General features: G+C 69.9%; 11 protein-coding genes. 8 read left to right on the forward strand and 3 right to left on the reverse strand.

Annotation, left to right across the window (positions count from 1 at the left end; genetic code table 11):
• Positions 1-10 precede the first annotated feature (10 nt).
• The 3 genes from KRR26_RS01525 to KRR26_RS01535 all read left to right on the forward strand — a co-directional run bounded on the left by KRR26_RS01525 (position 11) and on the right by KRR26_RS01535 (position 3,569).
• Positions 11-1,243, forward strand: coding sequence for an FAD-dependent oxidoreductase (locus KRR26_RS01525; RefSeq protein WP_217078948.1), 1,233 nt, complete (start codon positions 11-13; stop codon positions 1,241-1,243).
• Positions 1,240-2,079 (forward strand): GNAT family N-acetyltransferase, encoded by an 840-nt coding sequence (locus KRR26_RS01530; RefSeq protein WP_217078949.1) that lies wholly within the window; start codon positions 1,240-1,242, stop codon positions 2,077-2,079. The genes KRR26_RS01525 and KRR26_RS01530 overlap by 4 nt, the downstream gene beginning before the upstream one ends.
• 71 nt (positions 2,080-2,150) lie before the next feature.
• Positions 2,151-3,569, forward strand: coding sequence for a cytochrome P450 (locus KRR26_RS01535; protein ID WP_217078950.1), 1,419 nt, complete (start codon positions 2,151-2,153; stop codon positions 3,567-3,569).
• Here KRR26_RS01535 and KRR26_RS01540 read toward each other — a convergent pair.
• Positions 3,541-5,862 carry an ATP-dependent helicase gene (locus KRR26_RS01540; protein ID WP_120205588.1) on the reverse strand — a complete coding sequence of 774 codons (2,322 nt, stop codon included), beginning with the start codon at positions 5,860-5,862 and terminating at the stop codon, positions 3,541-3,543. The two genes, KRR26_RS01535 and KRR26_RS01540, sit on opposite strands and share 29 nt — an antisense overlap.
• Positions 5,863-5,984: 122 nt before the next feature.
• On the opposite strand from KRR26_RS01540, the gene KRR26_RS01545 reads away from it, so the two are divergent.
• The 4 genes from KRR26_RS01545 (at position 5,985) to KRR26_RS01560 (ending at position 8,969) form a co-directional block, all read left to right on the forward strand.
• Positions 5,985-6,455, forward strand: coding sequence for a PaaI family thioesterase (locus tag KRR26_RS01545; RefSeq protein WP_217078951.1), 471 nt, complete (start codon positions 5,985-5,987; stop codon positions 6,453-6,455).
• A 123-nt stretch (positions 6,456-6,578) separates the two neighbouring features.
• Positions 6,579-7,220 (forward strand): RNA polymerase sigma factor, encoded by a 642-nt coding sequence (locus KRR26_RS01550; RefSeq protein WP_233576814.1) that lies wholly within the window; start codon positions 6,579-6,581, stop codon positions 7,218-7,220.
• Positions 7,213-7,767, forward strand: coding sequence for a zf-HC2 domain-containing protein (locus KRR26_RS01555; protein WP_217078952.1), 555 nt, complete (start codon positions 7,213-7,215; stop codon positions 7,765-7,767). The genes KRR26_RS01550 and KRR26_RS01555 overlap by 8 nt, the downstream gene beginning before the upstream one ends.
• Positions 7,768-7,778: 11 nt before the next feature.
• Positions 7,779-8,969, forward strand: coding sequence for an AraC family transcriptional regulator (locus tag KRR26_RS01560; protein WP_120205091.1), 1,191 nt, complete (start codon positions 7,779-7,781; stop codon positions 8,967-8,969).
• A 34-nt stretch (positions 8,970-9,003) separates the two neighbouring features.
• On the opposite strand, the gene KRR26_RS01565 is transcribed toward KRR26_RS01560, so the two are convergent.
• Both KRR26_RS01565 and KRR26_RS01570 read right to left on the reverse strand, forming a co-directional pair.
• Positions 9,004-10,194, reverse strand: a complete 1,191-nt coding sequence (locus KRR26_RS01565) for a zf-HC2 domain-containing protein (RefSeq protein WP_120205090.1) — start codon at positions 10,192-10,194, stop codon at positions 9,004-9,006.
• 43 nt (positions 10,195-10,237) lie between these two features.
• Positions 10,238-10,909, reverse strand: coding sequence for an RNA polymerase sigma factor (locus tag KRR26_RS01570; protein ID WP_120205088.1), 672 nt, complete (start codon positions 10,907-10,909; stop codon positions 10,238-10,240).
• 428 nt (positions 10,910-11,337) lie between these two features.
• Between KRR26_RS01570 and KRR26_RS01575 the strand changes: the two genes are divergently transcribed.
• Positions 11,338-12,045, forward strand: coding sequence for a metallophosphoesterase (locus tag KRR26_RS01575; protein ID WP_120205086.1), 708 nt, complete (start codon positions 11,338-11,340; stop codon positions 12,043-12,045).
• Positions 12,046-12,117: the final 72 nt, after the last annotated feature.

Raw genomic sequence — 12,117 nt, forward strand, 5'->3', positions numbered from 1 at the left:
GGGCGAGGACATGACCACCGAGACGACGGAGGCCCGGTGCTGCATCGTGGGTGGAGGCCCCGCGGGGATGATGCTGGGCCTGCTGCTCGCGCGCGCTGGCGTCGACGTGGTGGTGCTGGAGAAGCACGCGGACTTCCTCCGCGACTTCCGCGGCGACACCATCCATCCCTCCACGTTGGAGTTGATGCACGAGCTGGGCTGGCTCGAGGAGTTCCTCGCCCTGCCCCACCAACAGGCCACCACCCTGCGATTCCAGAGTGGTCCGCACGACATCGCGATTGGCGACTTCACGCACCTGCCCACGCACGCGCGCTTCATCGCCTTCATGCCCCAGTGGGACTTCTTGAACTTCCTCGCGCACAAGGCCGCGGCGTACCCGGGCTTTCACTTGCGCCTGCGAGCGGAAGCCACCGGACTCATGCGCCAGGGTGACGCGGTCGTGGGCGTGCGCGCCACCACGCCAACAGGTCCGATGGAGGTTCGCGCGGACCTCGTCGTCGCGGCGGATGGCCGGGGCTCCCTGGTGCGCGAAGCGGCGGGCCTTGCCGTGGAAGAACTGGGCGCGCCCATGGACGTCCTGTGGTTCCGCGTCTCGCGCCGGCCCAGCGACCCCGTCGACCCCGCGGGACGCTTCGAGGGAGGACAGTTCTTCATCCTGATCAACCGCACGGACCAATGGCAGTGTGGCCGGGTCATCGCGAAGGGCACGGCCGAGCAGCTTCGCGCACGCGGGCTGGAGCCGTTCCGCGCCGAGCTCGCGCGGCTCGCGCCCTTTCTCGCGGACCGCGTGGACGAGCTTCGGACCTGGGACGACGTGAAGCTGCTCACGGTCCAGGTGAACCGGCTGTCCACGTGGTACCAGCCGGGGCTGCTGTGCATCGGGGACGCGGCCCACGCCATGTCTCCGGTGGGCGGAGTGGGCGTCAACCTCGCGGTGCAGGACGCGGTCGCCACCGCGAACCTGCTCGCGACGCCGCTGCGCGACCGCGCCATGCGCGTGGAGCATTTGCGCCAGGTCCAGCTCCGCCGGGAACTCCCCGCGCGGCTCACGCAACGGGCCCAGGTTCTCATCCAGGACCGAGTCATCGGCCCGGTGCTGAAGGGTGAGGCCACGGGAAGACTCCCCTGGCCTCTGTGGTTGCTGCGTCATATTCCTCCCCTGCGGCGTGTCCCCGCCCGGCTCGTCGGCATGGGCATCCGCCCCGAGCACATCCACACGCCCGCCCTGGAGCACCATCCATGAACGTAACGACCCGTGACGCGGGCTCGCTGGCCCTGGCCCCTCTCGCGGCCCTCTTCGAGGCGTCCTTCGAGGGCTACCTCATCCCCATCCGCGTCCCCCCGGCCCAGCTCGCGACGCGTGTTCGCAGCGAGCAAATCGACCTGGCGCGGAGCCTCATCATGATGCGGGACGGGACGCCGCAAGGACTCTGCCTGTTGGCCCGCCGAGGAGACACCGCGCGCGTGGCCGCGATGGGCCTCGTGCGCGAGGCTCGCGGCACGGGGATGGGGCGCGCGCTGATGGACGCGGCCATCGTCGCCGCGCGAGCGTGGGGCGCCGACCGGCTGCGACTGGAGGTCTTCGAGCGCAACGAGGCCGCGCGCCGCCTGTACGAGCGCGCGGGCTTCCAGGTCCTGCGGCGCCTCGCGGGCTGGGAGCGGACCCCGCGGGCCGCGGAGTCCACGATGGCGCTGACGGCCATGCACGCAGGCCAGCTCGCGCGCGCCTTGAGCGCGGAGCCCGAGCGCGAGTGGCCCTGGCAACTCACGCCCGAGAGCCTCATCTCCACGAACGAGACCCTGGTGCCGTACGCGCTCGGCACGCCCGCCCAGGCGTGGGCGATGGTGGACGCGAGCGCACCGGAGACACTGTCCCTGCGCATGCTCTTCGTCAGCCCCGAGGCCCGCCGTCATGGGTGGGGGCGGCGCATGGTGGACGCGCTCCAGGCACTCCACCCGGGACGACGGCTCTACGTGCCCCCGTTGGTCCCCGAGGACTTCGCCCTCCCGGTCCTCCCGAACCTCGGCTTCACGCGCACGGGGTTGGACCAACTGGAGATGGAGCGACGGCTCACATAAGCAATCGTGCGGGGGCGCACCGGGTGGCCCTGGCTCCCGGGCAAGCCCGAGGCGGAGGATGGGACTCCTCCATGTCCACCGCCTCCGCCCACGCTCCCGCCGCGTCCGTTGCTCCCCCTCCGCCCGGGCCCCGCACGGAGCCCCTGCTCGGCAACATGCGCGCGCTGCGGCGAGCGCCGCTCGACTACTTCCTCGCCCAGGTGCGCGAGCATGGCGATGTGGTGCGCTTCTGGCTGGGCCCCAAGCCCGTCACGCTGGTGGCCCATCCGGACGGCGTGCGCCACGTCCTCCAAGACAACGTGCGCAACTACAACAAGCAGACGCGAGGCTTCGCCGTGGTGCGCGAGCTGCTCGGCCAGGGCCTGCTGACCAGCGAGGGGGACTTCTGGCTGCGGCAGCGTCGGCTCGCGCAGCCCGCGTTTCATCGCCAGCGGCTCGCCAGCTTCGCGAGCACCATGGTGGAGGCCGCGGAGGAGCTGGCCACGCGGCTCGACGCGCGGTGTGCACCAGGAGCCGCCTTCGACGTGGCGGAGGAGTTCAACCACCTGACCTTGAGCGTCACCAGCCGCACGCTCTTCGGCTCGGACATCGGCGCCTCGGTGTCGCGAGACATCGGCGAGGCGCTCGCGCGGGTGCAGGCGTTCGCCAACGCGCGGCTCACCCAACTCCTGCCACTTCCCCGCGCCCTGCCCTTGCCCTCGCACCTGCGCATGCGCCGGGACCTCGACATGCTCGACCGCGTGGTGCGCGAACTCATCGAGCGCCGTCGCGCGGACACGGGGACGCACCACGACCTGCTCGCCATGCTCATGGAGGCGCGCGACGAAGACACCCAGGAGCGCATGAGCGACACCCAGCTGCGCGACGAAGTCATGACCCTGATGGTCGCGGGCCATGAGACGACCGCCAGCGCGCTGTCGTGGACGATGGTGCTGCTGTCTCGCCACCCCGACGTCCGCCGCCGCCTGGAGACCGAGCTGGCCCAAGTGCTTCAGGGACGCAGCCCCACGGTGGAGGACCTCCCCAAGCTGGCTCTCACCCGCCGCATCATTGACGAGTCCATGCGGCTGTTTCCCCCGGCGTGGATCAGCTCGCGCGCGGCCCTCCAAGACGACGTGATTGGCGGCTACCACATCCCGGCGGGCAGCTTCGTGCTCGTCAGCCCGTGGGTGACGCACCGGCATCCGCGGCTGTGGGAGAACCCGGAGGGCTTCGACCCGGACCGCTTCCTCCCCGAGTTGGAGCGCGAGCGGTCCCGATTCACCTATTTCCCGTTCGGCGGTGGACCGCGCCAGTGCATCGGCAACCAGTTCTCGCTGATGGAGATGGTGCTCGTGCTGGCCACGCTGGTGTCGAGGCTGAGGTTGGACCTCGCCCCCGGCCACCCGTTCGTGCCGGCACCGGCCATCACCCTGCGCCCGAGGCCGGGCGTGTGGATGACGGCCTCACGCCCCCGCGCCGCTACCCCGGCATCAGGAACCGGGCAATGACGCGCTTGAGGCCCACGCTGCCGCCGAACTCCACGGTGACCTTCGCGTTGGGGCCACTGCCCTCGGCGGACACGATTCGGCCTGAGCCGAACTGTTCATGGCGCACGCGCATCCCGCGCACGTCGCCCCCAATGCCATCCATGTCCGAGGTCTGCGAGTAGGAGCGATCCACGCGAGGCCCGTCGTCCTCGTCCCACGAGCGCTTGCGCGGCGCGACCGGCACCGCGCGCGGAGGCTGAGGAATCTCGCGCTCCTCCATGCCGAACAAGGCCTGGGGCACGTCGCGAAGGAAGCGGCTGGGCGGGTTGTAGCGCAGCTCACCGAAGAGGGAGCGGCACTGCGCCAGGCTCACGAAGAGCCGCTTGCGCGCGCGGGTGAAGCCCACGTAGCAGAGCCGCCGCTCCTCGGCCATCTCCTCGCCGGTCTCCGGGTCCTCGCTGTTGAGCGCGCGCGAGTGAGGAAAGACCCCGTCCTCCATGCCGGTGAGGAACACGGCATCGAACTCCAGGCCCTTCGCCGCATGCAGCGTCATGAGGGCCACGCGCCCTTCGCCCACTTCGGCGTCCGCCTCGCCCACGAGGCTGATCTGCTCGAGGAAGGCCTGGAGCGCGGGCACGTCCGCGGTCAGCGGGGCCGCGTCCAACTCCGGCGGCACCGGCTGCGCATCCGCGGCCTGAGCCGCCTCCGCCAGCGCCACCATCGCCGCCGCCCGGTTCAGGTCGAACTCCTGCGCGGCGCCCAGGAACTCGCGGAGGTTCTCCGCTCGGGTCTCGGACTCATCGCTGCCCTCGGCGACGAGCGTCTCCACGAGCTTCGTCTCCTGGAGCATCTGGTCCACCGCGCTCGCCGCGTCCTTGGCGGTCTGCGCGAAGTGATGGAGCGACTCCAACAGCCGGCGCACGCCGGCCAGACGCTTCACCGCGGTGGAGTTCAGCGAAGGAATCTCGGACGGGGTCGCCAGGGCCTCGTAGACGCTCACCCCGCGGGTGTTCGCCCAGTCCGTCAACCGCTCCACCGTGGTGTCGCCAATGCCGCGCGCCGGCGTGTTGATGATGCGCAGCAGGTCCGCATCCGAGCGCGGGTTCACCATCAACCGCATGTACGCGGAGGCGTCCCGTACTTCGGCGCGGTCATAGAAGCTGCGTCCGCTCACCAGCGTGTAGGGCACACGCGCCAGCCGCAGCGCCTCTTCCAGCACGCGGCTCTGCGCGTTGGTCCGGTAGAAGACCGCCATGCTGGAGAACTTGATGAAGCCCTCGCGCTGCACGGCGAGGATGCGGCGCGCGACCTCCTGCGCCTCCGCGCGCTCGTCCCGGTTGAGCAGCAGCGTCAGCGTCTCGCCCCGAGGCCGCTCGCTCCAGAGCTTCTTGGGCATGCGGCGCTCGTTCTTCTCGATGACCGAGTGCGCCGCCTCCAGGATGATCTGATCCGAGCGGTAGTTCTGCTCCAGCTTCACCACCCGGGCCCCGGGATACTGCATGGGGAAGTTCAGGATGTTGTCCACGTTCGCGCCGCGCCAGCGGTAGATGGACTGGTCATCGTCCCCCACCACCACGAGGTTCGCGGACGGAGGGGGCGCCATCCACTTGAGGAACGCGTACTGCACGGGGTTGGTGTCCTGGAACTCGTCCACCAGCACATGCGTGAAGCGCGTGCGGTAGCGCTCCAACACGTCCGGCCGCGTCTGGAACAGCTTCACCAGGAGCAGCAGCAGGTCCCCGAAGTCCACCGCGTTCGCGGCGCGGAGCAGACGCTGGTAGGAGTCATAGACCGTCTTGACCACCACGCCCCGCACGTCGTCCGCATCGACGTGCATGTCCTCGGGCAGGCGCGCCGCGTTCTTCTCCTGGTCGATGCGGTGCAGGATTTCCCGCGGCTGCATCACCGGATCCACCCGCGACTCGCGCATGGCGCGCTTCACGAGCGTGAGCTGGTCCCCATCGTCGTAGATGACGAAGGAGCGCGTCAGCCCCACTGACTCCGCCTCGCGCCGCAGGATCATCGCGGCCGCCGAGTGGAACGTGCTCACCACGAGTTCGTTCGCCTGAGGGCCCAGCAACTGGGACAAGCGCTCGCGCATCTCTCGGGCGGCCTTGTTCGTGAAGGTCACCGCCAGGATGCGCCAGGGGAAGACGCGGCGGACCTTCACCAGGTGCGCAACCCGGCGGGTGATGACGCGCGTCTTGCCGCTGCCGGCACCGGACAGCACGAGCAGGGGGCCGTCGCCATGCAGCACGGCCTCGCTCTGGGGCGGGTTCAGGTCTTCGAGGAGGGCGGATTCGTGGGGGTTCACGGGTGCGTCCAAGGGGAGCCCTTGCTTCTAACGTCTTTCCCCGTCGGGTGGGCGGCCTTCCAGCACGGCCCCCCACCTGCCGGGCCGGCACGTGCCTGGAACGGCTATAACGAAACAGGCCCATGTCCGACGCCCCGCCCCGCCCCTCCCAGGCGCAGCTCGACCGCTACGCCGAGTTCTTCAACCAGAGCGCCACCCTCAATCACTTCGGCGCCACCCTCGCCTTCCCCGAGGGCGCCAAGGTCGTGGTCACGCTCCCGCGCATCCGCCCCGAGCACCGCGGCGGCCTGGGCGGCAACGCCGTCAACGGCGGCATCCTCGCGGCCCTCTTCGACCTCGCCATCGGCTGCACCCCGGCCCTGAGAGACCCCACCCGGCGCTGCGCCACCCTGCAGCTCTCCATCAGCTTCGAGCGCCCCGTCCACGGCGACACCCTCCGCGTGGAGGCGACTGTCGACCACGGCAGCCTCTCCACCCTCTTCGCCACGGCCCGCGTCCTCGACGGCGAGGACCGCGAGTGCGCCCGCTGCCAGGGCATCGTCCGGGTCTCCTCCGCCCCCTGGGCCTCCGGCGAGAGCCCCGCCATCAACTGACACCCACCCACTTCAGACGACATCTCGCACGCCTCCGCCGATATGGCACCCCACGACGCACGTTCAGAGGCCACCGGAGCGCAGGCAGACTCCGGAGACCCATCTGACCGACGGGAAGACGGCATGAGTGCAGCCGTGCAGGACCTGCGGATGACGGCGGTTCGTGTGCGCGAGGAAACCGAGGAGTCCGCCGCAGCGCCGCGTCGGGAAGACGAACTCCTGGCAAAGCGTGCGTTGGCGGGAGAGCGAGCGGCGTGGGATGCGCTCATCGCGCGCCATGACCGGCGGGTCATGGTATCGCTGCTGGCCAAGGGCGTCCGGGCGGACCGGGCGCGCGAGCTGGTCCAGGAGACCTGGGCGCGGCTCATCCAGCAACAGCAGCGTGGCCTGCTGACGGAGCTCCGCCTGCCCAACCTCGCGCTCACCCAAGCCGCCTTCCTGGCCGCGGATGACGCCCGCCGGACGCGGCGCGAGTCGCTCAGCGGCTCGGTGGAGGAGCTGGCCGAGCGACAGCACCCCGTGGACCCCGCCGCCTCCGCCGAAAAGCGATTGCTGTCCGAAGAGCAATTGTCCCGGGCCCATGAGGCGCTCGCGCAGATGTCCCCGAGCGCCCGGAACGTGTTTCTCCTGGCCTGTGATGGCCAGGAACTACCCCATGCCGAAGTCGCGGTGCGCGTCGGGTTGTCGACCCAGCGAGTGCGGCAGATCCTGTGCGAGGTGCGCAAGCGGTTGCGCGCCGCGCTCGAGGAGGAGACCCATGCTTAAGGCCCACCTCACCCGCGACGACGCGGAGCAGTACATCCTCGGGGCGCTGGCCCCCGAGAAGGCCGCCGCGCTGGAGGCCCACACGGTGGAGTGCGAGCCGTGCGCGCGCCTGCTCCAGGAGGAGGCCCTGCTGGAGGAGCAGGCCCATGAGGTCGCCGCGACGTTCGCCCCGCGTGAGCACCGGGTCCTCCGCCCCGCGGCATGGGGAGGGCGGCGCGTGGCAGCCGGCGCGATGAGCGCGCTGCTGGCGGCGGCGGCGTCCCTGGCGCTCGTGGTGCATCGGGGCGGCACGCCCCCCCCCACGAGCCTTCCGCCCAGCGCCCACGCCAGCGCGGGCCCGGTGGTGGAGTTCGACGAAGGCGCCGAGGTTCCGCAAGTCGTCATGGTGGCCTGCCCCGACCTGGCAACGGAGGCCGAGTGCACCCAGTCGGCCGTCGCCCGAGGCCTGCTGGTGCTGTCCCCTGGAGGGGTGGCCGAGGTCCCTCGCTACGAGGGCCACAGTGGCTTCCCCGCTGGCGCGCTCCCTTCGGGGCCCGCGTCCCTGTGAGCGCACTCGTGATGACCTTGCTCAAGCGCTGTCGTCCGCTGCTGCTCGCATTGCTCGCCTCGGCCACCACCGTGGCCAGCGCGGAGCCGCCCGCGCCCGCGCCTCAGAAGTCCAAGCTCCCGGTGGGCTGGTACGTGACGGAGAGCGCCCCGCAGCACTACGAGGCCAGTGTCGAGACCTCCAGCCCCTGCGAAGGCTCGCGCAGCGCGGTGCTCCACTCACGCACGAAGAACGCCAACGGCTACGGCACGTTCATGCAGGCCTTCGGCGCGCAGGACTTCCGAGGCAAGCGCCTGCGCTTCTCCGCCAACATGCGGGTGAGTGACGTGCAGGGCTGGGCGGGCCTGTGGATGCGCGTGGAGGGCGCGGATCCCCGGCTGCCGCTCGCCTTCGACAACATGCAGTCACGCGCGTTGATGGGCACCACCCGCTGCAAGCGCTTCGACGTGGTGCTGGACGTGCCGCAGGACGCGACCACCATCATGGCGGGCCTCATCATGAGCGGCACGGGCGAGGCGTGGCTGGACGGCGTGCGCTTCGACACGGTGGACGCCTCGGTGCCCGTGACGGATCTGCTCGCGTCCCGGCCCGTGCTCCCTCCGGCCCCCAAGGGGCTGGAGGCCGAGCCCGTCGTGTCCAAGAACGACATGGTCGCGCTGGGGCGAGTGGGCGACATCTGGTTCAACCATGGCCGCGTCAACGGTCACCCGACCTTCATCCGCCAGGCGACAGGGACGTGGCAGAGCCTCATGGGAGAAGAACTCTTCGAGCACGGCATCGAGGTGAACGGGACGCTGGAGCAGCGCGACGTCAAGGTGAAGGTCACCTCGGGGGGACCCGTCACCACCATCAAGGGGACCTGGGGCCCGGACGACGTCTTCATCGAGTTCAGCGCGCAGAAGCTCACCATGCAGTGGGGCATCTACACGCGCGAGTTGGTCCGGGACCTGGAGAATGCGTCCAGCCCGCAGTGCAATCGCTACCACATCGTGGAAGGCCCACGAGAGACGGACCAGTTGGAGCTGTGCGGTGCGACGCTGGGGACACGCCCACCCCTGACCCAGTTGGTGGCGGCCTTCCTGGGCAATGGCTTCCGCGCCACTCCCCGCTTCAACGCGCTGCCCGTCCCCATGCCGCCCATTGACCGGCGAACCAACGTCCAGTCAACCGAGCGGTCCGGCCTTCAGCGCATGGCGCAGTAGCGAAGGCCCGGAACCTTCATCCCGGGCCCGGGAGCTAGAAAGCGAAGTCCCGCTCCAGCGTCTCGCCCCCCGCCTGCACCGTGAGGTGAGCGGAGTGGGCACCGGTGGCGGAGGCCGTCGTCAGGTCGAAGGACATGCCCTCGGGTCCCTGCACGGGCTTGAGCGAGGGGCGGCCTGGGGACAGGAACACCGCGGCCGTCACCGCGCGCGAGCCCAGAGGCTGCACGAGGAGCCGAACCCGCTGACGCTCCCGCACCAGCACCACGCGGAAGTCACGCCGCTCATCCAACACCTCGCGGTGCTCGGGATGACGCGCGGCCATGGGACGAGGCGTGGCCGGGGTCCGCGACGTGCGCGCCCCCGGCATGGCGGGGAGACCTTCCTCCTCCAGGGACAGGGCCTCCTCGATGGCCGCGTCACCTTCATCCAGCGCCAGCACGGCCTGGGCACACTCGCCACACTGGGCCGTGTGCGCATCCACCCGGGCGCGCTCCTCGGCGCTCATCATCCCCAGGTCGAAGCGCCAGAGCTCTTCTTCAGTCAGGTGATACCGCGGGGGCGCATCCACCAGCGCGGTGTCTTCAATGTCCGCGCGGCACTGCGCGCAATCCCTCACATGGGCCGAGGCGTCCTGCGCCTTTCCCGCCCACAGGGACACCAGGTCATCGCACTCGGCGCGCGCGGAGTACCACCACGCACGGGCGCGCTCGGCGGAGTCCAGGAGGTCACGCTCCTGCCGGCGCTGCGGATTGAGGGGGATGAACCAACGAGCTCGCGCATGCAGCGCGGAATCCAGATTCGCCAGCGCGGCCAGGAACCGCTCGCGATACAAGGCTCCCTCGCCTTGAAGGGCACCGTGGAGCGACTCCCAGGTGGCCAGCGCGTGGGCCATGGACGCCGCACGGTCCCGGGCCGCCAGACCTTCCAGCGACGAGGCGCGCCACAGCTCCGCCTCGTCTCCCCCATCCCCCAACGCCACTTCCATGGCCTCCTCGGCGGCCCGCAGCAGCGCGGTCTGAAGCGCCTGCGGTTTCTGCTCGTGGAGCCAGGCCTCGACTTGAGAGCGGCCCAGGCGCCTCAGGGCGGCATCCACGCCCTCCGTGCCGAGAACCGTCGAGCGCCGGAGAACCTCTCCTGCCACCTCGAGCACCTCCCCCACGGAGGTAGAACCCGAAGCCAGACGCGCGCGCCTGACCTGGTACCGAGTGAGCGCCGCGTCGTTCATGACGACAGCCCTCCAGCGCCTCGTGACTTGGATTCACGCGTGCTCATGCTTCCTCCTCGGGGCTCGCTTCGCCCTGCAGCTCGAGCAAGTACAACCGCAGATAGGCCTGCGCTCGACTGACGCGCTTGTAGGAGTTGACCACGGTGATGTTCAGGCGACGTGCGCATTCCTCGTGATCCTCCACGTCCTCGTGGTGATAAAGCTCCCATGCTCCAGCCTCCTTGGGGTGTTCCTGCTGGAGCCGCGCATACGCGGCCCAGTAAAGCTCCTGCGCTTCGGCGCGCTCGTCCCGACGCTTCGAGCCCTCCACCGCGCGGGCGATCTCCGCGGGGGACTCCTCCATCGCGTCGTCTGGATTGACGGGCGCGTATGCGAGGTCCTCCCGGTTCCGCCGGTAGAAGTCGATGGCCACGTGCTTGACGATGCGCAGGAAGAACGTCTTCGGCGACGCGCTCTTGCCGGGCATCTGCTCAGACACGCCACGGAATTGATCCAGTCCGCGGGCGATGAACTTCCCCACCGCGTCTTGGAAGAGCTCATCCGCATCCGCGGGTGAGCCCCGGCCATAACTCGCCTGAATCTTGCTGACGACGTACCGCGAAGGCCGGGCCCACCGCGCGCACAGCGCTCCGAGCGGGCCACTGAACGGCTCACCCGAGTTGCGGCGGCGGGTCACCTCCGCGAACAATTCCTCATCCGAGAGCTGCTCGTACACCGGAAGGACCTGGGAGCTGCCCCAGGAGCCTTGCTCCCAGGGGGTTGGATTACGGGGATGTGGCGCGGCAACGTACCACGTTGGCATCCTCTGGCAGCCTCCGATGAAGCGAGGGCACCCGCGACCCGGACGACCGGACAATCGGGGCACCGTGAAGGGGCCCGACGCAAGGACGATGGGTTCCTGACAGTCATACGCCCCCCGGCGAGGCCCCCGGAGGGAAAAATCCCTCCTGTCAGGCAATCCACCGCTCGCCGTCCCTCGCCGCAACGCTTTCGAGCGCCCGGCCGAGCAGGCCCCACAAGCCGTGGTTCAACTCCACGCATGTGCCTCTGGCACGTGTCCGCCGGCGGTCCGGCACTGAATTTTGGATTCAGACCCACGGCCTGCTCACTCGGGCGCTCACCTTCCTTTCGGAGTCCCCTGTCATGTCCGCGCGCACCATCGTCATTGGCGACCTCCATGGCTGCTACCACGAGGCCTTGGAGCTGCTCGCCAAGGTCGGCGCGACGCGGAGCGACCGCGTCATCTTCGCCGGCGACCTCGTGGACCGCGGGCCTCAGCAGCGCGAGTGCGTGGAGCTGGCCATGCAGCACGAGGCCGTCCTCGGCAACCACGAAGAGAAGCACCTCCAGCAGCGCCACCGCGCCGACGAGAAGCTGCTGCCCGACCATCTGGAGACGCGCCGCGCGCTGGAGCCCCACCACTTCGATTGGATGGGGCGACTGCCGCACTACCTGCGGCTGCCCGAGCACAACGCCGTGGTGGTTCACGCGGGCCTGATGCCCGGCATCCCCGTCGAGTCGCAGGATCCGTATCACCTGCTGCATGCGCAGTGCATCCAGCCCCCCACCAAGAAGAGCTACTGGCCTTCCAAGGCCCCCCAGAGCGCGACCTTCTGGACGCACCACTGGCGTGGACCCGAGCGAATCATCTTCGGCCACACGGTGTTCGACCGGCCGCTCGTCACCGAGCACGCGGTGGGAATCGACACAGGCTGCGTCTACGGACGTTCGCTGACCGCGGTGGTGCTGCCGTCCTGGGAGTTCGTCTCGGTGCCTGCCCGGAGCACGTACCGGGGTGGCAAGACCGTCGCGAGAATCCCCGTGCACGGCGACGTGTGCGCCTTCTCGTAGGCCCTTCGACGTCTTCTCTTCTCGTCTTCGGTTTCTTCGACTTCGCGTCCGGCCGCTGAGGCCCCACAAGCC

The sequence above is a fragment of the Citreicoccus inhibens genome (assembly GCF_019039035.1).
GTDB lineage: Bacteria > Myxococcota > Myxococcia > Myxococcales > Myxococcaceae > Citreicoccus > Citreicoccus inhibens.